A 24,014-nucleotide genomic window follows, 5' to 3' on the forward strand; every position below is an offset into this window, starting at 1 on the left:
ACAGATCGAAAGATAAAACCAAAAACAATAACTGTTTTTTTAAACAGTTATTGTTTTTTTATGCACCCATTGTTCCTAGTAATCTTTTATTCCTTGATTTATAAAATGAAGCAAAAAGAATGCGGAATATTATAAAAAAATGCATTTCATTGAAAATACATTACTAGGAAATCTTTCTATAATTAACATAGATTCAAATATTAAAGGGGGAAGTCAAATGAAAAAATTTAAAAAATTGTTTACTGCATTAATTTCAACAGCAACTGCGATCTCATTATTGACAGGATGCGCTGCTGGAAACAACCAACAGGCTAGTAGTGGATCAGGCGGTGGGAAAGATGGCAAGATTGTAGTTGGTTTTTCACAAGTAGGAGCTGAAAGCGAGTGGAGAACAGCTAATACTAAGTCAGTCAAAGAAAGTGCAGAAAAAGATCCACAAATCGAATTAAAGTTCTCAGATGCCCAGCAAAAACAGGAAAACCAAATTAAAGCAATCCGTTCGTTTATTGCTCAGAAGGTGGATGTAATCGCTTTCTCTCCTGTTGTTCAAACAGGTTTTGATACAGTTCTTCAAGAAGCGAAAACAGCAGGTATTCCAGTTATATTAACTGACCGTGCTGTAGATGCCGATCCATCCCTTTATAAAACGATGATTGGATCAGACTTCGTTGAGGAAGGCAAGAAAGCAGCACAATGGATGTTGGACAATGTAAAAACGGATAAGTCGGTAAATATCGTTGAGCTCCAAGGAACAGTAGGTTCTGCTCCTGCCATTGACCGAAAAGCTGGATTTGAAGAAGTAATCAAAGCTCATCCGAATTACAAAATTATTAAATCTCAAACAGGTGACTTTACCCGTACTAAAGGTAAAGAAGTAATGGAAGCATTCTTAAAGTCTGATGGAAAAAATATCAATGTCGTATATGCGCACAATGACGATATGGCAATCGGTGCAATTCAAGCGATCGAAGAATATGGCTTAACTCCAGGGAAAGATATCAAAATCATTTCTGTTGATGGTGTAAAAGGTGCTTTTGAGGCGATGATGGCTGGCAAGTTAAATGCCTCTATTGAATGTAACCCATTATTAGGAGAACAGTTGATGCAAGCCATTAAGGATGTTAAAGCAGGAAAAGAATTACCAAAGTGGATTAAGACAGAAGAAGGTATCTTTGATACAACTAATGCAGCGAAGGAATTCCCTAATCGACAATATTAAAAGCTTTTTTAGTTATAGGAGCTCTCTTATTTGGGAACTCCTATATTACTCATAAAATAAACAAAAGGAGCATTAAAACAATGTTCATACAAGAGAAACCAATTCTATACATGGAAGGTGTCACAAAGTCCTTTCCTGGAGTGAAGGCTTTGTCTGACGTTAACTTTACTCTTCGAAAAGGAGAAGTTCATGCTCTCATGGGTGAAAACGGTGCAGGTAAATCGACGTTAATTAAAGTGCTAACCGGAGTCCACAATTTAGACGGAGGAACCATCCTTTTCGACGAAAAGAACATTGAGCCGAAATCTCCGCTAGATGCGCAAAATATTGGAATCAGCACGGTTTATCAGGAAGTGAATTTATGCCCTAACTTGACAGTAGCAGAAAATATTTTTATTGGCAGACCACCGAAAAAAGGCGGCAGAATCGATTGGAAGTTAATGAATCAAAAATCACAAGAAATCCTGCAGCGAGTAAATCTCGATATTGATCCGACTAAATTACTCTCTTCATACTCTGTTGCCATTCAACAAATGATTGCGATTGCTCGCGCAGTTGATATTTCAGCAGGGGTATTAATCTTGGATGAACCGACAGCGAGTTTGGATGAAAACGAAGTAAAACAGTTGTTTAAGATCATGCGTAAGCTCCGTGATGAAGGAATGGGAATCATATTTGTCACACATTTCTTAGATCAAGTCTATGAAATAACGGATCGTATCACCGTCCTTCGGAATGGTAAATTCATTGGCGAGTACAAAACGAGTGAATTATCTAGGATAGAATTAGTAACTAAAATGGTTGGTAGAGAAATCGATGAAAAAGAACACAGTAAACAAAACAAAAGCATAGGTTCTTCATTAAAGAAAAAGGAAGAACATTTCTTAAAAGCTGTCAGTCTAGGAAAAAAAGGCACGATAGAGCCATTTGATCTGGAAATGAAAAAAGGGGAAGTACTTGGTCTTGCTGGTTTACTTGGTTCCGGCAGGTCTGAAACTGCTAGACTGATATTTGGAATTGATAAAGCGGACGATGGTGTCATTTATATAGATGAAAAAAAGATTTCGGCCATGTATCCTAAAAAAGCTATACAACAAGGGATGGGATTTTGTCCGGAAGATCGTAAAAAAGAGGGCATCATTGGAGAATTAACTATCAGGGAAAACATGATTCTAGCTCTTCAGGCTAAAAGAGGCATATTCAATTATATCTCTAGAAAAGAACAAGAAGAAATCGCTAATAAATATATTAATATGCTGCGAATAGCTACTCCATCAATGGAACAACAAATTCGGAACCTTAGTGGAGGCAATCAACAAAAAGTAATACTTGGGAGATGGCTGGCAACCAATCCAAAGTTGCTTATATTGGATGAACCGACTCGTGGAATTGACGTAGGTACTCGGACGGAAATTCAAAAATTAATCCGAACACTTGCTAATGAAGGTATGACGGTGTTGCTTATTTCCTCCGAATTGGAAGAATTAGTAGCTTGTTGCGATCGGGTAATTGTTATGCGTGACCGTTCTCCGATTGGACAGCTTCGCGGAGAGAATATTTCAGAAAATATTATTATGAAAACTATAGCAGGAGCTGGCGCAAATGTTTCTTAATCAATGGAACAAACTAAGGCATTCAAAGGTATTTTGGCCTTTAATGGCCGTTTTAGCATTACTTGTATTTAATTATTTTTATATTCCAGGTTTTTTTACCATTGAAATCAAGAATGGTCATTTATTTGGAACTCTAATTGACATATTAAATCGGGCGGCTCCCCTTATTATTGTATCTATCGGTATGACCTTAGTTATTGCCACAGCTGGAGTGGATATCTCGGTTGGAGCTGTTGTAGCAATATCAGGTGCCATGGCAGCTTACCTGATCGGAGGAACCTTGGTTGTTAACAATGGAGTTCAAGAGTATGTAAGTGATACACCTATGGCGCTAGCCATCCTTGCGGCCCTTGGTGCTTCCGTCCTTTGCGGAATGTGGAATGGCGCTTTGGTATCTAAAATAGGAGTTCAACCAATGGTAGCCACCCTTATCCTTATGACAGTTGGACGGGGAATTGCGCAGCTGTTCAGTGAAGGACAAATTATCACTGTGTACTATAAACCGTTTAGCTTTTTTGGTGGTGGATACTTTTTAGGAATACCGTTTGCAATTTTTGTTGCTGCGGTAGTGGGGTTACTAGTTTACTTGCTTATGAGAAAAACCGCCATGGGATTGTTTTTAGAGTCGGTAGGAGGAAACATGGAATCCAGCCGATTTACTGGAATTAATTCGAAGAAGATTATCTTCTGGGCTTATGTAATCTGTGGTTTGTGTGCTGGGATTGCAGGAATCTTGATAAGTTCGAATGTGAAGAGTGCAGATGGAAATAACGCTGGATTATGGATGGAGTTAGATGCAATTTTAGCTGTCGTTATTGGTGGTACTTCAATGAACGGTGGAAGGTTTTACTTATCAGGAACCATTATCGGTGCTCTTTTCCTTCAGATGTTAAAAACAACTATTTATTCCACTGGAGTTCCACCAGAAAGTATACTCGTGGTAGAAGCAATTGTGGTCATTATCGTATCGCTTGTTCAATCGGAAAAATTCAGGAGCTTATTTAACTTAAAAATGAGCAGCAAGCGTAAGAAGGGAGTAATTCAATCTAATGAGAAACATGCTGCGAGTTAGTCAATTAAATATCACGTTAATTTCGACCATCATTCTATTTCTTTCCTTATTTAGTGTAGGTTCTTTTCGTTATACTGGCTTTTTATCCTTGCAAGTCTTTCTGAATCTATTTATCGACAATGCTTTTTTAATCATCATCGCTACAGGATTAGTATTTGTCATATTATCTGGTGGAATCGATTTGTCAGTTGGATCGGTTGTTGCGTTAACCACTATGGTGTCCGCAAGTATGCTTCAGAAAGGTGCAAACCCGATTATTGTTATGGTTGTAGTTCTTTTAATGGGAATCATATTTGGATTTGCACAAGGATACATCATTCAGCGTTTTCAATTGCATCCATGGATTGTTACATTAGCAGGATTGTTTTTGGCTAGAGGACTTTGTTATTTTATAAGCATCGAATCTATTACTATCACAGATCCGTTATTTACCAATCTATCTCACTATAAGATTATGCTAGGTGGCCAATATTTTATTTCCATAAGTGTACTGATTAGTATCGTGTTTGTATTGGCTGCCATGTATGTGGCTAAATACACAGAGTTTGGCCGGACTGTTTACGCCATTGGTGGAAATGAACAATCGGCTATGCTTATGGGACTGCCTGTTGTAAGAACGAAAATTCTTATTTATGCTATCAGTGGCTTTAGTTCTGCCCTCGGAGGATTGGTTTTCACCTTCTATATGTTGTCTGGATATGGGCTTCACGCATTAGGTCTAGAAATGGATGCCATTGCAGCATGTGTCATAGGTGGAATCCTTTTAACCGGCGGGTATGGATATGTTGTTGGACCAATGTTTGGCGTGCTGAGTATGGGAGTTATTCAAACCATTATCATGTTTGAAGGTACGCTCAGTTCATGGTGGACGAGAATTGTTATTGGAGTCTTGTTGTTTATATTTATCGTACTTCAACGCATAATCGTCATTCAGAGTGAGAGAAACAAAACGATTATTAAAAGGAAAGAAAGAAAAGCACTAGCTACCTTAAATCACAGATGAAGGAAAATCCTATATTCAGGAGGGGAAACATGAAGAAGAAAAAAATATTTTCAACTTTTTTATTAACCATGATGCTCTTCAATACTGTGTCAGGAATTGCTCCTCAAGCAACATTTGCAGAGGAACCACAAGAAGTAAAGGTAATTCTTGATTATGATATGAACAATATTGAAGGTACAACAGTGAAAGATAGCACTGGGAATTTTAATGCAAAACTCGTGAATTCCCAAAACGCTGACCTAATTAAGGGGACAGATGCAGGAGTTATAAGCTTTAAGGGCGGTTCTACTAGTTCATATATTGAAATGCCTAAAGGTGTATTAAATAATTTGGATAGTATCACCGTTTCTTCTTTGGTGAATTGGAAGGGTGTTAATGAAGCAGAATGGTTATATGCGTTAGGACAGGACAGTAACAAATATTTGTTTACGACGCCGAAGCGCAATTCCGGTGACCGCTCTTCAAGAGCAGGAATCGGGATAACAAGCTGGATGAATGAAGCAGGTGCAAATGCAACAACTGGGCCGTTAAAGTCGAGTGAATGGAAGTTGATAACTACGGTTATGTCAGGTGTAGATAAAACGATTAAGCTGTACATTGATGGGGTTGAAGTGGGGACTGGTTCTACGAACGGTTATACACTAGCACAAATCAACAATGTTAATGGAATAAGTGGTTTTATCGGGCGTTCCTTTTATTCTGCTGACCCATATTTTGGAGGCATGATCGCTGATTTTAAAGTGTTTAATGGAGCTTTGACAGCTACAGAAGTAAGCAAACTAAAAGAAGAAGCTGATAAAAAAATTGCTGCCATGGATGGACTGCTGTTAAATCACGCGGCTGAAAAATTAGATTACTCCATTTTTATCAATCAGAACCAAAACAAAGACGAAATTAATTCGGATTTATCTTTCCCTAAAAATGGGGCATTTGGAACAGCCATCACTTGGGAATCACAAAATCAAAACATTATTACAAATGATGGTAAAGTTAATAGACCTTCTTATGAAGATGGTGACCAATCGGTAGGAATTATAGCTACTATATCGGATGGTACAAAGACTTTGACAAAAGAATTTCTCGTTACAGTATTAAGGAAACCTCAAGATTCAGTGACCGTTCGTATGGATGCAGAAGATTTGAAAGTTCATAACATTAATGATGTTCGCGGCAATCTAACGTTACCGAAAACGGGAGCTAATGGTTCTACAATCACATGGAAATCAAATGACCCATCTATCATTACACCAACTGGAGAGGTGAAACGTCCTGGAAATGGTGAAGGTGATAAAACGGTTAAATTGACGGCAACTCTCACATTACACAAGGAGTCAATTACAAAAGCGTTTTTAGCTAAAGTGAAAGAAATGCCGAAAAAGGAAAACTATGAAGGATATGTCTTCAGTTATTTTACAGGAGAAGGTTATACGAATGGTGAACAAATTTATTTTGCCTTAAGTGAAGGAAACAATCCACTTAAATGGCAGGAGTTAAACAATGGGGCTCCAGCAATCACTTCTAATTTGGGTGAAAAAGGACTTAGAGATCCATTTATCATTCGTTCCCCTGAAGGTGATAAGTTCTATTTAATTTCCACGGATTTAAAAATTAATGGAGATTGGAATTGGGACAGATCCCAAAGGACAGGCAGCCGCTCTATAATGGTTTGGGAATCTACTGATTTAATTAATTGGTCAGAGCAAAGAAAGGTAGAAGTATCTCCAAAAGAGGCTGGCAATACATGGGCTCCGGAAGTTACGTATGATGACACGACAGGTGAGTATATTGTGTACTGGGCTTCCAAATTGTATGACAATGAAGCGCATACCGGCTCTACTTACAACAAAATGATGTATAGCAAAACAAGAGATTTCTATACGTTTACAGAACCAAAGGTTTATATGGATTATGGATATTCAGTTATTGATACCACCATCATTAAGCATGACGGAAAAATCTATCGTTTTACAAAAGATGAAAGGAACAACACAACATCCTCTCCAAACGGTAAGTTTATTTTTGCAGAGGTTGGTGATTCGCTTCTGGATCCTACTTTCGATCTGATTAAAGAAGGAATCGGAAAAGGTTCAATCGGTGCTGGTGAGGGACCAACCATCTTTAAATCGAATACAGAAGAAAAGTGGTACATGTTTATAGATGAATTTGGCGGTAAAGGCTATGTGCCTTTTGAAACTACAAATTTACAGTCTGGTGAGTGGAAAATGTCTACAGACTATAAGTTACCTTCACGCCCTCGCCATGGTACAGTAATGCCGGTTACAAAACGGGAACACGAGGCTTTACTTGCAAATGTTCCCAAAGTTAAAATCGAAGATCCCATTCAAAAAGTAACAGGCGTTACGGTAGATAAGGAAAAATTGGAGCTAGTACAAGGACAAAAAGAACAGGTGACTGCAATTGTAACACCTAATGATGCAATTACTAAAGAGGTCCTGTGGTCTAGTAATAATGAAGAAGTAGCGACTGTGGATGAAAATGGGAACGTTTCGGCTCTTAAGGAAGGTATAGCAAAGATCACCGCAACGACAGTTGATGGCGGCTATATGGGCGTTAGCGAGGTTAATGTCAAGAAAGATACGACTGCTCCGGTGATTCAATTTATCGGTAATGCTGGTTCCTATCCAGTAGATGCAAAGATAGCGATTACCTGCACTGCAGCTGATGATTTGTCAGGGGTTGCTTCCATGAATTGTCCAAGGACTGAAGGGTATGCTTATGATTTCGGGGTTGGTGTTCATAAACTCTTGGCCACGGCTACTGACAAAGCCGGAAATACAGCGGTAGTTGAAACCGAATTTACGGTAACAGTTGATTTTGACAGCTTAAGCCGATTGACTCAATCTTTTGTAAGCAAGGATGGGGTGTCGCATTCACTTGTTGCAAAACTCCAGTCAGCAAAAGAAGCAGCCGCTAAAGATAATAAACAGGCCGTAGATGGTAAACTGAAGGCGTACGTAAATGAGTTGTCAGCCCAAAGCGGGAAAGCAATTACTGAACAACAGGCAAATATTTTGATTGATTTGACGGGTAATCTCTTATTTCAATGAAAATACATCAGTTAGGGAATTTTTATAGTGAACATGTAGTTAAATACGTTATGAATTAATGTTACTGAGTGCCCATAAACAGGAAAACCAAATTAAATCAAGACATAATGAGAGGAGAAAAAGGAGGTACGGTAGTGTTACTGTTTAAATTGGTACAAACCGAAAAGAAAATAATGGAATACCAGCAGGCAATGTATGATTTAGCAAAAGTAAGTGGACTAAATGATCCGCATGTATTATCTATTAGTCAAAAGTTAGATAAAGAAATTCTGTTTTTTCATAAATTTTCAATAAATCTACCCAAAGTACCTAAATACAAACCAGTAGTCAGGTTCTAACAATTCATATAAAGTATTTTAGATTCTATGATCCCCGTTAAGTAGATAGTGTAAAAACCATGCAAATTGCATGTGTTACACTATTACTTGGAGGGGGTTTTTTTATGGATAAAACAGATACTTAGTAAATAAATACTGCAAATTATTTAAATAGGTAAAATGTTTACTGGGTGCATTTAGTCCGCATTAACTGTGAAAGATAAAAAAATTAATATAAAAGGGATTTATTCGTTATTTCAGAATTGATGAACCTTTATTTTTCATATTTATGGTCTGTCCTGGCAGATAAGTGATTCTACCTGGTAGTAAGTCGACTTTATGAATCATGGAATAATTTCAAAAACAGTACCTTGGTTATAATCAGTCACTTTCATAGAGCCATAGACACCTAAATATAGTCTGGTTTGATCCAGATTTGTTCCCAAACCAACATAATAAGCTGATTGAGACCCCAAATTATAATCAGCTTCAATCACACTAAAATCATTTAGTTTACCATCTGTTCTTACCCTGGTATATGCTAAAACCCCTCGAACTGGGGATTGAGATGCTTCTTTTCGGGCAAGATCAGTAAACAAAACGCTTCCCGTTAATTCGGGGATTCCATTCCCCAGATAGGGCTGCACTCCTGTAAGTGCCGTTCCTCCAAACTTATCGGGCCTTTGATCTTTATGAAAATAACTAGTTAGAGGCTGAAGACGCTTCACTGAAGTGTTCACTGCTTCACTGTAAAAAGCAATTGTTTTCTCATCCAAATTCGGATTTCCAGAGCAGCCCCTTACAATAGAAGTAGGAAAAGCACCTTCCCACCCTCGCCAGCCAAAGTTAATAAATCCTTCTTGGTCAATTTCAGTTTTCAATAAAAAGGTTTGAACAAGTTGAGTAACCGGTATTGGTTTATAATGAACAAATGAAAAAATCGACTCTACGAGATCTTGTCCGACATTTCCCACATATTTGATATATTGATTATAAAACCTTTGAAATGAAATGCCTGGAATATTGCGGACTCCTTTGGCCATTACCGTTAGGGATTCCTGAATAGATAAGGGAAGTTCGTTAAAACGTGTGACTACAGGTGGATTATTGATAAATGTATTCTTTGCTACATCAATTTCAATTATTTTACCGGCTATTTCCAAATTATCTTGGCTTAAATTAAATGGATCATAACCTGATCCACCATCTCCGGTTGTTAAAACAAGTTTTCCTGTTTCAGGGGAAAAGTTTAAGCTATTGAAACCATTATGATTCATATATGGTCTTCTTAAGTTAAGTAATGTCCGTCGTTTTTGCGGTTGACTATTCGATTGTAAAATCCATTCCTCCACAGTATCAATATGATCATATTGGGTTTCTCTATTTATCCACGTTAAGTTTAAGGTTTTGGGATCACACGGGTTTGGATTAAAACCTTCAGGAAGAGTACCAGGGCCTTGTGTTCCAGCTACTGAGTAATGTAAATAAAAAAGACCGTTATTGTAAAATTCGGGATGAAACGCAAGCCCTAACAATCCCCGTTCATCATATCCAGGACCAGAAACACCTTGTTCAGAACTACCTAGTTTTATAATCAGCGGGCGAATATCTAAAAATGTCCTTATTGCTCCGTTTCCTATGTAAAAGATCTCTCCTACCTGCGTTGCAATAAATAATCTTTCAATAGAGTCACCTGGAAGTATTGCAGTTTTCAAAACAGTGGGTAGATTTATCCTACTAACAATGGGCTGTAAACGAACCCTAACTTTTTTCACCTAACTTTACACCCCTTCTAATTATTATCTTTTATAAGAATATGATTAGAACTGTTCTATTAGTACCAAATAGGGGGGCTGGGGAATCGTTCGTGGATTGTCTAATAAAATTACAAAAAAACATAAAGTTATCACAATTAAAAATTATCTAAATTTTTATATAATTTAACATGTAATCGCTTACACAGGCGCTGCGGAATTTTAGATTATGGAGGTGCTACCTAGAAGTAAATACCAGTATTTCAAGTTAAGTTAGAGGGGCAAATTTAGGGAGGTAGAAATTATTGTCAAGTAAATCCAAACGTTTAAGAAAAATTGTAATGGGGTCATTTGTATCAACTATCGCTGCAGCTTCTATTGCCGGAGGAGCATTAGCCGCTTCTCCACCAGACCATTCCAACGCCGGTGGCAAGAAGTCTCCGTCGGTTGAAGCTCATGTTAAGCCTATTATTAAGATTGGACAGCGCGAGTTCAAAGATCTCAATGCCAATGGAAAGCTTGACAAGTACGAGGACTGGCGCTTGTCGACTGAAAAGCGTGTGAATGACCTTCTTCCACGTATGAGCATGGAGGAGAAGACCGGGATCATGCAGATCACTTCATTAGGTGCTAACACAGGAATAGTTAATGATTATGTCAATAACCGACATATTCGCTACATGATTATTCGAGACAACCCTACAGCTGAAGAGTTAGCAAAGCGGGCGAACTCCTACCAGGAGATTGCAGAGGCTACAAAGTTAGGTATCCCACTCGTTTTCACTTCAAATCCGCGTAACCATATCAATGAGCAAAATCAGTTTGGAATAAGTGAGGCATCTGGTCAGTTCTCCTCTTGGCCAGGCACCCTTGGTCTAGCGGCAACTCGCGACATTGACCTAATCCGTGATTTTGCAGAGATTGCCCGAGATGAATGGAGAGCATCCGGAATCCAGAAGAATTACGGCTACCAGATTGAGACTGCGACCGAACCGCGCTGGCGCCGCATATCTGGTACCTTTGGCGAGGATCCAACGTTGAACGCGGAGATTGCACGTGAGTTAGTACTCGGCTTCCAAGGAGAGGAGCTCAGCAGCCAGTCTGTGGCCCAGACGATTAAACATTTCCCAGGTGACGGTGCGGTCCTCAATGGCCTTGATCCACACAATGAGCAAGGTCAGTGGGCAATCTACCCGACAGAGGGAAGCTTGTACAAGTATCAGCTTCCACCATTCCAAGCAGCGATTGACGCTGGAGCAAGCTCGGTTATGTCCTACTATAACGTACCTAAAAACGATATGAGTGCTGCGCAGCTCCCAAAAGAGCTTTGGTACTCTGAGACACAGCAGTTCGAGGAAGTAGCGGGGGCTTATAACAAGAAAATCATTACTGACTTGCTTCGCGGCGAGATGGGCTTCAAAGGATACGTTAACAGCGATAGCGGTGTACTGACTAACCGTGACTGGGGAGTACATGATCTAACAATCGAGGAAAAGTTCGCAAAGGCCATTGATGCTGGAACGAATATCTTCTCAGACAATAACGATCCAAGCGGGTTGATTTCTGCAGTCAATAAAGGGCTGGTCAAAGAAAAGGACCTTGACCCATCAGTAGCGCATTTACTTACTGAGATGTTTAACCTTGGTCTGTTTGAGGATCCATATACTGATCCAGAAAAAGCCCAGGCACTTGCTGACTCATCTGAGTCTCAGGCACGTGCAAACGAGGCTCACCTTAAGTCGGTCACACTCCTCCGCAATAACGAGAATATGTTGCCGCTGACTGACGCAAAAATAGTAGATACAAAGCTTTATGTTGAGGTTTTTGCAGGGAAAGATAGTCTCACTAGGACATCTGCCTTGAAGGAACTCATTGCTAAGGAAGATCCATCAGTAACCATCGTTAACACGCTTGAAGAGGCAAGTGCCGCCCTCGTCATGTTGCGACCAAGTCCTTTTGAAGACCCAATCAACCTTAACGCCCCGGTAGATATCAAGCTGGGTACACCTACTGGTATTGACGTTGAAAGAGTTAAGGAGATTGAGAACAAAGTACCAACCACACTTGTTATCAATATGAATAATCCGTGGATAATCGATGAGGTCGAGACAGATGCTGCCGCTGTAGTTGCAACTTACAACGTTAGTGGTGAGGCACTTCTAGATGTGCTTCGTGGTCGCTTTAACCCAACTGGAAAACTGCCAATTACAATTCCAGCTAACCAGGAAGCTGTAAATAAAAATGCTTCTGACGTCCCAGGTTATGATGAATCGTTCGACTACACCTACACAAATGAGGTTGGTGACGATTACACACTCGGCTTCGGTTTGAGCTACGACAAGAAGTAAGCTGAAATAGAAAGAGGGGTATCATCGGTATCAACCTTTGAACTACAAGATTAGTATTTTTCTCTTTTCTAACAAAATAAAACAAAGAAGGGAAACGTATTATCGCGTTTCCCTTCTTTGTGGTTATCTATTTATTTTAACATACTATCTAAATAACGGATCACTTCATCGGGTTTTCCGGAAACTTTCTCATCCCGTTCTTGATCTTTAACAAGCTTTTCTTTTGCTTTCCTTAATACTTCTTCCTCGATTGCTTTCGGAACGACTACGACCCCATCAGCATCCGCTACAATGATGTCTCCGGGACTAACTGAGGTTCCACCGCAAGAAATCGGGACGTTAACTTCTCCCCAACCACCCTTAGCACTTGATGCAACAGTCGTGCCTTTGCAGAAAACTGGAAAATTAAGCTTTTTTACACCAAGGATGTCACGAATGACTCCATCGGTTATAACCCCTGCAATTCCTAATGTTTGTGCAAGTCCAAGGATAAAATCCCCTGCAATGGTACGATAAGTATCTCCTTTGGCATCCACAACGAGAATATCTCCTGGCTTGGCTTCACGAATAGCACGTAAAACGCATTGATTATCTCCAACAGGCATTTTTACAGTATAGGCTCGACCTGCTATTCTGTATTCTTCTTTTAATGGTTTAATTAATGGATCCATATTATTTAGTCCTTGCATAGTGTCAGAAATGCACGTGGTTGGAATCTCTTGAAATGCTGAAACTATCTCGCTCATTTTGGCCCTCCTTTAAGATAATAATAGAATGTAATTTAATGCTACAAAAAACCTTGGACTTTATATAATAGTAAAAAAGAATGGATGAATATAACCAAAAGGAATCAAAAAAAGTTTGAATTACATTAAGCTAAAATTCAAAAATTCTAAATATTTCATAGATAATAAATATATCAAACAATTCCATAATTAAAAGTTATGGCATTAGATAAAAAGAGTGAATTTTATTTTAATAGTATTCTATTTTAAAGTTAATTATGAAAGCGATACCAAAGATAGAAGATAATTGGAGGGATGAAGGAGGCAGAGCGTCTAGGTATTGATCTATCTGATATTCTTTAATAGAGGATGATCTTACTTTGTCGCTGAAAAGTGTCTGGATAATTATCTTATTCTTTCAAAATAGCTGATGAAAACCCAAGCTCCTGAGGTCAGAAGTAGAAAAGGTCATCATTAAGCTGATGAAGACCCAAGCTCTGGAAGTGAGAAGTAGAAAAGGTCATCATTTGGCTGATGAAGACCAAACTACTGATAGAAAGCCGAAGAAAAGGTTATCATCAAGCTGATGATGACCAAAATTCCGAAAGAAAGCCGAAGAAAAGGTCATCATTAAGCTGATGAAGACCAAACTACTGAAGGAAAGCCAAAGAAAAGGTTATCATCAAGCTGATGATGACCAAAATTCCGAAAGAAAGCCGAAGAAAAGGTCATCATTAAGCTGATGAAGACCAAAACTCCGGAAGAAAACCGAAGAAAAGGTCATCATTAAGCGAATGATGACCAAACCTCTGAACAATATCATTAAACTAGTAGTTATTCTCCTAATAAACAATCATTTCTACTTTGTTATCTTAAGGCTCTACTCTTTAAGCGTTCTGCAAGAGGTACTACAATGATACCTGCTATTACGACCTGCATTATGTTACCAGGGATGGAGCCGAATGGCTGTATCCAGTTACTATAAAGGATCACTTCTGCAAAATAATAGCCAACAACTTTTATGATTAATGCAGTGGCAATTGCCAGAGTGTTAACAAAGATTTTATTGCCGGGTACTTTTTCGGAAATAAGTCCGACTACGAAGCCCATTGCACCTACGATGATAAATGTAAACGGGGACCATATTGCCCAGCCAGAGATCAGATCGAAGAAACCCATTCCGAAGGCGCCTGCTATGGCTCCTGTTTTCTTGCCGTAAACCAAGGCTGCTATAAAAAGAGGCACGTTGCCCAGATGAATTAGCCCTCCGTTACCCATTATTGGCAGCTTTATGTTAATGAACATCGTAGCTAAGAGAGTTAAAGCAATGAAAAGTGCATTGATGACAATGGCTTTTGTCTTAGATGTTGTTTTTGTTGATGAGAATGTTGATTCCATATGTTAACCCCTTCTTTTTTTAAAAATAATATCATACAAATAATATTTAATAAATGGAATTTTGAAACATTTATTAGATTTCAAGTTGATTTCCCGCATCTTTTTAAAAACAGGTTTCTACTGTTATAGAAAATCCATATATATAGGATTAAAAGCAAATAGGAGTAGAAATCATTGGACAAACAAAATAGCAGATTTAGATGGATTGTATTTGCTGCGGTCATGTTTACTTATTTATTGATGGCGAGCCAACGAACCGCACCGGGGTTGATTACAGAAGAAGTGATGAGGGATTTTAATGTAACAGCTACAACGATTGGGTTACTAACAAGTATACAATTTTTTGTATACACAGGATTGCAAATTCCAATGGGTATTTTCGCTGATCGATTTGGACCCAATTTTTTCCTCATAATAGGTGCCATACTTACCGGCTTAGGTACAATCATTTATAGTCTTGGTACCCATGAAATTGTCCTGTTTTTGGCAAGAATATTGACGGGAACGGGGGATGCGACCATTTGGGTCAATCTGGTGTTAATTTTGGGCCAATGGTTTAAAGTAAAGGAATTTGTTCGATTAATTGGTTTGGCAGGAATGACGGGAAGTCTTGGTTTCCTTTTTGCAACAGTCCCGTTCTCCATATTAATTAACCTGCTTGGTTGGAGGGGGGCATTTTTTTCAGCGGGACTGCTCTTATGTCTGTGTGGAATCCTTCTTTATTTTATTCTCATAAAAAAACCCAAACAAATCTTTCATACCAAATCGGCCGCTGTTAAAGAAGAGATACCACGTGAAAAAACGTTCGCGCTAATAAGAAGAATATTTTCGAATCGTCAGGCGTGGGCTTTATTTTTTTGTCACTTTGGGGTTGTAGGTGCATATGTAGGATTTATCGGTTCGTGGGCAGTGCCTTATGGGATGGATGTCTATGGAATGACTCGTTCAGATGCGAGTCAACTCATTATGATTGGTCTTATTGGAGCACTTATTGGTGCTCCTATAACTAGTTGGATTTCAAGCCGATTCGAAACAATTAAACGACCTTATGTTATTGTTCATATCATGATTTTATTGAGTTGGTCCTTCTTTCTTTTATTTAATGGGAATCCACCTTTATCCATCCTCGTTATGCTTTTCTTTATCATTGGCTTTGGTTACGGATCTAGTGCTTTAACCTTTGCTGTCGTTCGTCAATCTTTTCCTCTAATAGAATCTGGCATTGTATCTGGGTTTGCGAATACGGGCGGATTTCTAAGTGCGGTATTGCTGCCAAGCATTTTTGGATATGTGTTGGATCATTTTCAAACAGCTTCAGGTAGTGTGGGTAATGGGTACTACTATGGTTTCATCACTCCAGTTATTTTCTCTATGATTGGTGTGATGGGAGTGATCTGTATTAAGGAAAAGTGCCAGATGAAAAACATGACTCAAAATTAATTAGTTCTAAATTGAGTAACAGCAAAATTAAAATAAACGGAGATTTTCCGGTTAAATGCAAATGGGAGCTCGTTTCGGGATAATTTTCCGTTTATGCAAAGCAAAATCTCCTATTTGCACGTTTATCGAGTTAATAGGCGGAATTTCTCCGTCTATTTAAGCGTTTTTTAATAATAATTACGGATTAAGCGGAAACTTTCCGTCTATTTATCAGCTCGGGTGCTTAACCTGATCATCCAACCGATAAGTGCGGACCCTCTTGATCCTAGAAGCGGAATCAGCAAATTCATACGTCAATTCTTGTGTCTTTTCATAAGAAAGCACTCGAAAACGGAACCCTTTAGATTCCACACGTGTACGTTTTTTTCTTAGTGTTGACTTTGCAATTGCAACATTTACATAGATATTGTTAGAAATTTCGAATGTAAGGACATCTCTTCTAATAAAGTAATTGTAACGGGAGTAAAAAGGCTTTTTAGCCGAAAAACACCGGCAAGTTTCATATTACTGTAACTAAAGGACCATGTGTCTGTTAATAAAGGGAGGGGTTAAATGCTGCATATTGTAGCCTGTATTAAGCAAGTGCCTGACACCAAAATTATCAAGATGAATCCAAAAACAAATACGATGGATCGTAGGACGGCGCCTGCGATATTGAATCCGTATGATGCTCACGCTGTTGAAGAGGCGGTTCGGCTAAAGAATAGGTATGGAGGAATCGTTTCTGTTGTAACAATGGGGCCGCCTCCAGCAGTTACCGCCATTAAAAAGTGTATTGAAATTGGCGCCGATGAAGGTTATTTGATTACAGACCGCCGGTTCGCGGGTGCGGATACATTGGCAACGAGCTATGCTGTGACAAAGGCGATTGAAAAAATTGCAAAAACGAATCCCGTTGATTTGATCATTTGCGGAAAAATGTCCATCGATGGAGATACCGGGCAAGTCGGACCTGGAATTGCACGACGGCTCGATATTCCACCACTTACGTCTGTGAATAAAGTAGAGGAAGTCAATCAAGAGGAAGGATATGCCATTGTTTATCGCAAGTTGGAGGACGGATATGAAGTCGTAAGGTCCACATTGCCGTGCCTGTTTTCCGTTGAAAAAACAATCAATGAAGTACCGTATTCTCCACTTCCAAACATGCTGAAAGCTGCAAGATATCAACCCCATATCTGGTCTGTTGATGACTTGGAAGGGGTAGACATTAAGCAGCTTGGTTTGAAGGGATCCCCGACGATTGTCTCCAAAGTATGGGCTCCGCAAAAACCGGCAGGGGGGACGTTCCTTGATGGCACCCCAACTGCACAAGTAGAGCAATTGCTCTCTGTCCTGCTTGAAAAGAAAGAACTGTTTGAAACAAAGGAGGGAGTGTAATTGGATTTCAAAGATTACAAAGGTGTTTGGGTGTTCATTGAACAAAAAGATGGTGTCGTTGCTTCTGTATCCCTTGAATTATTGGGAGCCGGAAGAAAGCTGGCAGATAAACGGGGAGTGGAATTGGCAGGTATTCTAATTGGAGAAAATGTTAAGGATTTAACAAAAACCGTATTTGAATATGGAGCAGATACAGTGTACGTATATGATCAACCCATCTTTAAACATTACCGGACCGAAACCTACATGAAGGCGCTGCTGGAGTGCTCGGATAAACACAAACCTGAAATTATCCTCTATGGGGCCACCTCAACTGGAAAAGACCTAGCAAGTGCGGTGGCTACCGATCTTCCGACAGGTTTAACGGCAGATACGACAGAGCTGGATGTGGAAGAGGAAACGGGGTTACTATTGGCGAGCAGGCCGGCTTTTGGCGGAAATATTATGGCGACCATTTTATGTAAAAAATACCGGCCGCAAATGGCGACAGTACGCGCCAAAGTCATGAAGGCGCTGGACCCGGAGTCGGGGAGAACCGGCAAGGTGGTTGAAGAAACAATACCCCTAAAGGAAGACGATATCAGGACAAAAGTCTTGGAAATTGTAAAGGAAACTGTAAAGAAGGTACGAATCGACGAAGCGGACATCATTGTTGCAGGTGGAAAAGGATTAGGGAGCTTCGAAGGATTTCAGTTAATCCACCAATTGGCGGAAACGCTTGGAGGAGCGGTTGGTGCCAGCAGAGATGTAGTAGAAGCGGGGTGGATCGACCATCCTCATCAAGTAGGGCAAACCGGTGTAACAGTAACGCCAAAAATTTATTTTGCGATTGGAATCTCCGGTGCGATTCAACATATTGTGGGAATGAAAAATTCAGGTTTAATTATTGCCATAAATAAGGACAAAGAGGCCCCTATTTTTCAGAATTGTCATTATGGAATTGTTGGCGATGCCTTTGAAATCGTTCCTATATTAATTGAACAGTTTACAAAGGCTTTATCCAGAGAAAAGGTAAGTAATACCAGAGAAGTTTAATCTAATGATGTCAGGGCAGCCTCGTTTGCTTCGTTGGGAAACCCAATGAAGCAAACGAGGCTTTTTTAGAAGGAAATTGATCCTTATCATCGGTAACCTCTAGAGTTGAGGTTTAAATTACCAGATTTTGTTGGAAAAATAAGCATATTGTTTTATCATTAAAATCATAAATATACTACTTCGAGGAAAGAAAGGGATTGGGCTAAATGCTGGTTAGAGAAATTACAGAGAATGAATACTTAGAATCAATGAAACTATCAATGTACGCTTTTCAATATAAGATTCCAGAAGTTGATATACCGGCTAGGAAAGAATCAATGAAAAATCATCATATTCTTGGAATATGGGATGATGAGAACATTCTGGCTGCCAAACTACATATTATTCCACTAACAATTTTCATGAAGGATGCCGAATGGAAAATGGGTGGAATAGCGGGAGTTGCTACATACCCGGAGTTTAGACGAAATGGTTATGTAAACACACTCATTATCGAATCTTTGAAACACATGCGAAATAATAATCAGATTGTATCGCTTTTACACCCATTTGATATCTCTTTTTATCGGAAATATGGTTGGGAGGTATTAAGTGAACAGAAGAAATTAACGTTTGAAAAAGTAAACCTTAAGTTCCTTGAAATGCAGCCAGGTTTTATTAGGAGATATTCCAAGGAGACCCATCATGAGGAGATAGAAAAGATTTACCAGCAATTTTGCACTCAACATACAGGAATGCTAAAACGAGATACGAATTGGTGGAAACAACATGTATATAATAAAGATTCGCAACTTGCTGTCTATTACCAATCCGAGAACGAGGCAATGGGCTATCTTCTGTACCAAGTGAAGGAAAGAAATATGGAGGTGGAAGAGCTAGTTACTATTAACCATGATGCGAGAAAAGGGCTATGGAATTTCATATGCCAGCATGACTCCATGGTTGAAACAGTAACTATGAATCTTGCGAGCCACGATCCATTTCCTTATTTTCTGCCGCAGCCAAAGGTGAAAATGGAGTTAGCGCCCTATTTTATGGCAAGAATTGTCGATGCTGAAGAATGTTTACGGAAATTTCCGTTTCAAGAAGAAAATGAGTTTCTATTCCTCCATCTTGAAGATACACATGCACCTTGGAATAATGGGAGCTATCTGCTAGGAAAGGGAGAAATCAAGGTGTTTAAAGAAAAAACGGGAGGTCACTGTGTTCATCCTCCTAAAAAAGGGATTCAATTAAATATTAATTCCCTTTCAGCGATTCTATTCGGATACAAGAGACCGATGGAACTTTTTGAAATGGGATATTTGAAAGGTTCCAAGAATGAGATCGATCTTTTTGAAAAAATGATCCCATCGATGAAATCGTCATTTTTTGATTTCTTTTAATATTATTGTAGTATCTATTAGTAGAATAGTACTATTATGACGTTTTTCCCCTTCAGAGGTTGATTCATAACGACCCATTAAAAATTGGTTACTTTTCTTTTACTATTAATTAAAGTGGAGCTTGCTCTTTTCTATGGGAAGTTAATAACCCCATCCTCACAAGAGAATGGGGTTACTAGTCATCTTTTCTGGTAAATTATCAGTTAAATACCTAAAATTCATATAGCAAGGCAGGGGTTATTATAAAAGATCACTTCTGTTAATATTGAATACCCGTGCATTTCGCTTAATGCATCTCTCGCTTCTTTTTCAGTATCAAATTCAAATATTTTAATACTTTTTTCTGTATACCTTGTGATCACCCACATTTAAAATTCCCCCGATTTTTTTCTGAATTTTTATGACTAGCACACTGAAATTAGGAAGTTAGCCTATGCCTCTATAGCTAAATCTGAAAGTTGATAATCGTCCTTTGTAAAAACGGAACCTTCTAGGATGGTTCTAGCTGTACGCACTACCTTTATTGAATTTATATTGCCTGCAAGCAAGTCTACCTTTGTTTCCATAATTCCAGCAGGGTGTGCTAATCTAAGGATTTCGTGGTTGATTGTCACGATATCCGACAAAATGGTATCCTTCAGGAAAGCACCGGCAGTTGTACAGATGGCACCTGTAATAGCAAGCGCTTGATGCGGCTTTTGCATTGACATCATTCTTATTGCCAAATCCATTTCTGACGCATTTCTCTTAATGCCAGTCACATCAATAAAATCCATTGGAGGGGCAATGAGGGTCATTTTTGGCACAGCTGGAGACTTTTTAGTTGCTTCTTCTTTTTTCGAAAAGTGGCACATTTCAGCTGCTAGAGATCTAATTTCTTCTAATTCCTTTAATTTTTCTGGAGTATACTCATGAGGCAATTCGTTTCCTTTTAGCCCCACATCTTCTGCTCTGACAAAAACAAGGGGATTGGCAACATCAATAATGGAAATAGGAATGGTACTATTTTTTGTTTGGATCCAGTCTACATGTTTTCCGGTTGGAAAGAGCTTCCCAGTTACTGCCCCCTCAGAACGGGTAAAGGAAAGGTAAATAGGGGAACCAGTTCCTGGAACACCAGGGATTGAACATTTTCCTTCAGTTTTCACTTTCCCATTTTTAACTTCAACTTCTGCTATAATTAATTTTTTTGTATTAGTATTTAATATTCTTACTATCGTCACAGGTTCTATTGCATGTACAAGACCTTGTTCAATCGCATATGGCCCTACTGCAGAAGAAATATTGCCGCAATTTCCTTTAAAATCAACTAATTGATCTTCAATGCTAATTTGTGCAAATGTATATTCGATGTCAACTCCTTCTATATTAGACTTTTTAATAATCGCTGCTTTACTAGTTAAGGAATTTGCGCCGCCCAGCCCGTCAATTTGTCTTTGATCAGGACTGCCCATAATATCAAGGAGAAACTTCTCCCAAACTGCACGATTTTTAGGCATGTTTTCGTAATTCAAGAATACTCCTTTACTTGTTCCTCCTCGCATAATAACAACCGGAACTTTCATATTCCATACCCCTTTATTTTAATTATTTGAAAAATCGTTTTTCTTATGAAAACATCGTATGATAAACTAAATCATAAGTAAAATAGATAATTTTAAGAAAAAATATAAAAAAATACTTATAATATAAAAAGGAATGGGGGATTCATATGGATGAGAAAGATTGGGTTGCAATTAAAGTTTTATATGAAGAAAAAAATATTAGCCGGGCATCGGAACGATTATTTATATCACAGCCTGCTTTAACCTACCGATTAAAGAATTTAGAAAAAGAACTTGGGACTGAATTGTTTTACAAGATAAAAGGGGGAACCGAATTTACTTCTGAAGGTGTTTATTTAGCTGATTATGCTGAAGAAATGATAAAAAAACTTCAGCAGACAAAAGATTATATGCTAAATATGCGGGAGGAAGTAAGAGGAACATTAAGGATAGGAGTATCAAGTAACTTTGCTCAATATAAACTTCCCAAACTATTAAAGAAGTTCTCTATTGAGTATCCTAACGTACAGTTTAGTGTGCATACAGGCTGGAGTACCGGTATTATGAACTTGCTTAATTCATCAAAGGTTCAAGTGGGAATACTGCGTGGAAATTATGATTGGTATGGAGTCAAAACAATGCTGCATGAGGAAAGGCTTTATCTTATATCCAAACATGAAATTGACATCAATAAATTGCCTGAACTCCCTTTTATTCATTATCAAACAGATAGTTCCCTAAAAAATCTTATCAATGGCTGGTGGCACGATCGATTTTCTGAACCACCGATGGTAACAATGGAAATAGACAGGCAGGAAACGTGCAAGGAAATGGTTAAAAACGATTTAGGGATTGCCATATTGCCTGAAATTTGTTTACAACCCTCTGATAATTTATATACATATGGATTGTCTTACAAAAATGATACGCCCGTATTAAGAAGTACATGTTTAATGTATAACAGGGAAGCATTACAACTATCAACTGTAAAAACCTTTGTTGATTTCTTAACCCAAAATTCTAATTTATAAAAAAATAGATCTGTAGGGACAAAGAAGCAGTACTTTACTTCTTTGTCCTTAATTTGATTAATACACAACCTATGAAAGTTATTTATACATAGTGTCCAAGTTGATTATAAGTTTTTTTTTAGTAATACATAAAAAAATATATATTTTACTTATTATACTCATTGCAATATTCTAAAAATATAGTTTTCAGAGATTAATAGAAGTTGATATAATTTCTTTTTAATCTCTTTGTTTGTAAGCGATTACTTATTAAGGGGGGAATTTATATTATTACGTTTTTAGGAATTTCAATGGTTGTCGTTTTTACTTACTTGATTATGGCTAAACGATTATCTCCTGTTACTGCCCTTGTAGTTGTTCCAATTGGCTTTGGATTAGTTGGAGGCTTTGGTTCAAAGCTTGGAGATATGATGCAGGAAGGATTAAAGGTTGTTGCGCCTTCAGCAGCTCTATTATTATTTGCAATTCTATTTTTCGGTATTTTAATTGACGCTGGGTTGTTCGATCCGCTAATTAAACAAATGTTGAGATTGGTAAAAGGGGATCCAGTAAAAATCGCAATAGGAACTGCAATCATTGCTATGACAGTTGCACTTGATGGAGACGGTACAACAACACACATGATTACAATTTCTGCATTGCTGCCGCTTTATTTGAGATTAGGCATGAATCCACTTGTACTTGGGACTATTTCTATGCTTTCTGTCAGTATTATGAGCGGCATGACTCCTTGGGGAGGTCCAGCTACAAGAGCAATTGCCTCTTTGGGCCTTGATGCCAATGAATTTTTTATTCCACTCTTGCCTACATTATTTGCAGGAATGGGAAGTATCTTGTTTACAGCATATTTCCTTGGGAGAAAAGAACGAAAAAAGATTGGAATAATTAGTGTGGAGTTTCCTTCTAGAACCATTTCTGTCATTCCTGAAGCAGCTATAGCTTTGGAAATGACTGAGAATTTTAAGCGGCCTAAGTTGATATGGATTAATCTTCTGTTAACGCTCGTGGTCATGTTCGTTTTGGTAATGGGAATATTGCCAGCTCCAGTGTTATTTTTAATAGGGTTTGTTCTTGCTTCTACGATTAATTACCCTAATTTGAAGCAACAAAAAGATCGTATCATTTCACATGCAGGTAATGCTCTAACAGTTGTTACTCTCGTTTTTGCAGCAGGGATATTTACAGGTATTTTTTCTGGAACAAAAATGGTAGATGCAATCGCCCATTCACTAGTTTCTATAATACCAGCTTCTGTTGGATCTTACTTCCCTGTAGTGGTGGCGTTGACAAGTATGCCGTTTACATTCGTTTTGTCGAATGACGCTTATTACTTTGGTGTTTTGCCAATTTTGGCAGAAGCGGCATCTGCATATGGCGTTGATCCTTTGGAAGTAGCCAGAGCTTCCGTTTTAGGTCAGCCTGTACACTTTTTAAGTCCTTTAGTCGCATCTACACTGTTATTAATAGGAATGATTAATACCGACTTGGGAGAATTCCAGAAATATGCTTTCAAATGGGCTGTTATCTGCTCATTGGTGGTCACCATTGCTGCTATATTAACTGGAGCATTTACACTTTTTAAATGAGGAAATGAAATGATAATAGAATAAATTCAGAGCTGTTTTCGAATCGGTACAGCCAGTGAATTCGAAAGCAGCTCTGTTTTATATAATTTTGTAAAT

Annotated in this window: 17 protein-coding genes; 13 read left to right on the plus strand and 4 right to left on the minus strand. The window is 38.4% G+C overall.

The genetic code is table 11. From position 1 onward, the window contains the following. Window positions 1–217 precede the first annotated feature (217 nt). The 6 genes from BR30_RS0121090 to BR30_RS0121115 all read left to right on the plus strand — a co-directional run bounded on the left by BR30_RS0121090 (window position 218) and on the right by BR30_RS0121115 (window position 8,313). A complete protein-coding gene (locus BR30_RS0121090; RefSeq protein ID WP_026566724.1) occupies window positions 218–1,219 on the plus strand; it encodes an ABC transporter substrate-binding protein in 1,002 nt (333 codons plus the stop codon). Between the two features lie 80 nt (window positions 1,220–1,299). Beyond that, window positions 1,300–2,832: a sugar ABC transporter ATP-binding protein gene (locus tag BR30_RS0121095; protein ID WP_035445774.1), complete on the plus strand. Its 1,533-nt coding sequence runs from the start codon at window positions 1,300–1,302 to the stop codon at window positions 2,830–2,832. Continuing rightward, a complete protein-coding gene (locus BR30_RS0121100) occupies window positions 2,822–3,904 on the plus strand; it encodes an ABC transporter permease (RefSeq protein ID WP_035445775.1) in 1,083 nt (360 codons plus the stop codon). The genes BR30_RS0121095 and BR30_RS0121100 overlap by 11 nt, the downstream gene beginning before the upstream one ends. Next, window positions 3,882–4,907 (plus strand): galactofuranose ABC transporter, permease protein YjfF, encoded by a 1,026-nt coding sequence (yjfF, locus tag BR30_RS34165; protein ID WP_051633707.1) that lies wholly within the window; start codon window positions 3,882–3,884, stop codon window positions 4,905–4,907. The genes BR30_RS0121100 and yjfF overlap by 23 nt, the downstream gene beginning before the upstream one ends. Window positions 4,908–4,936: 29 nt before the next feature. Next, the gene (locus tag BR30_RS34170) at window positions 4,937–7,975 is read left to right on the plus strand and encodes an immunoglobulin-like domain-containing protein (RefSeq protein WP_051633708.1); all 3,039 of its coding nucleotides are present in this window, start codon (window positions 4,937–4,939) and stop codon (window positions 7,973–7,975) included. Window positions 7,976–8,109: 134 nt separating this feature from the next. After that, window positions 8,110–8,313, plus strand: coding sequence for an aspartyl-phosphate phosphatase Spo0E family protein (locus BR30_RS0121115; protein WP_026566727.1), 204 nt, complete (start codon window positions 8,110–8,112; stop codon window positions 8,311–8,313). A 323-nt stretch (window positions 8,314–8,636) separates the two neighbouring features. Here BR30_RS0121115 and BR30_RS0121120 read toward each other — a convergent pair whose 3' ends face one another. Continuing rightward, window positions 8,637–10,067: a PQQ-dependent sugar dehydrogenase gene (locus BR30_RS0121120; protein WP_026566728.1), complete on the minus strand. Its 1,431-nt coding sequence runs from the start codon at window positions 10,065–10,067 to the stop codon at window positions 8,637–8,639. A gap of 284 nt (window positions 10,068–10,351) precedes the next feature. Between BR30_RS0121120 and BR30_RS0121125 the strand changes: the two genes are divergently transcribed. After that, entirely contained in the window at window positions 10,352–12,394 is a 2,043-nt protein-coding gene (locus tag BR30_RS0121125; protein ID WP_051633709.1) for a glycoside hydrolase family 3 protein, read from the plus strand. 131 nt (window positions 12,395–12,525) lie between these two features. Here BR30_RS0121125 and BR30_RS0121130 read toward each other — a convergent pair whose 3' ends face one another. Then, window positions 12,526–13,140, minus strand: a complete 615-nt coding sequence (locus tag BR30_RS0121130) for an RraA family protein (RefSeq protein ID WP_026566730.1) — start codon at window positions 13,138–13,140, stop codon at window positions 12,526–12,528. Between the two features lie 846 nt (window positions 13,141–13,986). After that, entirely contained in the window at window positions 13,987–14,517 is a 531-nt protein-coding gene (locus BR30_RS0121135; protein ID WP_026566731.1) for an ECF transporter S component, read from the minus strand. Window positions 14,518–14,691: 174 nt separating this feature from the next. Here BR30_RS0121135 and BR30_RS0121140 point away from each other — a divergent pair, with 174 nt between their 5' ends. From BR30_RS0121140 to BR30_RS0121155, 4 genes are all read left to right on the plus strand, one after another. Beyond that, the gene (locus tag BR30_RS0121140; RefSeq protein ID WP_026566732.1) at window positions 14,692–15,957 is read left to right on the plus strand and encodes an MFS transporter; all 1,266 of its coding nucleotides are present in this window, start codon (window positions 14,692–14,694) and stop codon (window positions 15,955–15,957) included. Window positions 15,958–16,509: 552 nt separating this feature from the next. Further along, complete coding sequence (locus BR30_RS0121145; protein ID WP_026566733.1) at window positions 16,510–17,337, plus strand: electron transfer flavoprotein subunit beta/FixA family protein; 828 nt, start codon at window positions 16,510–16,512, stop codon at window positions 17,335–17,337. Beyond that, window positions 17,338–18,372 (plus strand): electron transfer flavoprotein subunit alpha/FixB family protein, encoded by a 1,035-nt coding sequence (locus BR30_RS0121150; protein WP_026566734.1) that lies wholly within the window; start codon window positions 17,338–17,340, stop codon window positions 18,370–18,372. A gap of 206 nt (window positions 18,373–18,578) precedes the next feature. Beyond that, window positions 18,579–19,757: a GNAT family N-acetyltransferase gene (locus BR30_RS0121155; protein ID WP_026566735.1), complete on the plus strand. Its 1,179-nt coding sequence runs from the start codon at window positions 18,579–18,581 to the stop codon at window positions 19,755–19,757. A gap of 431 nt (window positions 19,758–20,188) precedes the next feature. On the opposite strand, the gene BR30_RS0121165 is transcribed toward BR30_RS0121155, so the two are convergent. Continuing rightward, window positions 20,189–21,322, minus strand: coding sequence for a 2-methylaconitate cis-trans isomerase PrpF family protein (locus tag BR30_RS0121165; protein ID WP_026566736.1), 1,134 nt, complete (start codon window positions 21,320–21,322; stop codon window positions 20,189–20,191). 146 nt (window positions 21,323–21,468) lie between these two features. Here BR30_RS0121165 and BR30_RS0121170 point away from each other — a divergent pair, with 146 nt between their 5' ends. Together BR30_RS0121170 and BR30_RS0121175 are read left to right on the plus strand one after the other, a co-directional pair. After that, window positions 21,469–22,332 (plus strand): LysR family transcriptional regulator, encoded by an 864-nt coding sequence (locus tag BR30_RS0121170; protein ID WP_026566737.1) that lies wholly within the window; start codon window positions 21,469–21,471, stop codon window positions 22,330–22,332. A 266-nt stretch (window positions 22,333–22,598) separates the two neighbouring features. Continuing rightward, window positions 22,599–23,918 (plus strand): CitMHS family transporter, encoded by a 1,320-nt coding sequence (locus BR30_RS0121175; RefSeq protein WP_026566738.1) that lies wholly within the window; start codon window positions 22,599–22,601, stop codon window positions 23,916–23,918. Window positions 23,919–24,014 lie beyond the last annotated feature (96 nt).

It is taken from the genome of Bacillus sp. UNC41MFS5 (assembly GCF_000686805.1).

Bases quoted from the DNA above. Each gene is read 5' to 3' on its own strand.
- BR30_RS0121090 (WP_026566724.1), top strand. From the start codon at position 218: ATGAAAAAATTTAAAAAATTGTTTACTGCATTAATTTCAACAGCAACT.
- BR30_RS0121095 (WP_035445774.1), top strand. From the start codon at position 1,300: ATGTTCATACAAGAGAAACCAATTCTATACATGGAAGGTGTCACAAAG.
- BR30_RS0121100 (WP_035445775.1), top strand. From the start codon at position 2,822: ATGTTTCTTAATCAATGGAACAAACTAAGGCATTCAAAGGTATTTTGG.
- yjfF (WP_051633707.1), top strand. From the start codon at position 3,882: ATGAGAAACATGCTGCGAGTTAGTCAATTAAATATCACGTTAATTTCG.
- BR30_RS34170 (WP_051633708.1), top strand. From the start codon at position 4,937: ATGAAGAAGAAAAAAATATTTTCAACTTTTTTATTAACCATGATGCTC.
- BR30_RS0121130 (WP_026566730.1), bottom strand. From the start codon at position 13,140: ATGAGCGAGATAGTTTCAGCATTTCAAGAGATTCCAACCACGTGCATT.
- BR30_RS0121135 (WP_026566731.1), bottom strand. From the start codon at position 14,517: ATGGAATCAACATTCTCATCAACAAAAACAACATCTAAGACAAAAGCC.
- BR30_RS0121145 (WP_026566733.1), top strand. From the start codon at position 16,510: ATGCTGCATATTGTAGCCTGTATTAAGCAAGTGCCTGACACCAAAATT.
- BR30_RS0121155 (WP_026566735.1), top strand. From the start codon at position 18,579: ATGCTGGTTAGAGAAATTACAGAGAATGAATACTTAGAATCAATGAAA.
- BR30_RS0121165 (WP_026566736.1), bottom strand. From the start codon at position 21,322: ATGAAAGTTCCGGTTGTTATTATGCGAGGAGGAACAAGTAAAGGAGTA.
- BR30_RS0121170 (WP_026566737.1), top strand. From the start codon at position 21,469: ATGGATGAGAAAGATTGGGTTGCAATTAAAGTTTTATATGAAGAAAAA.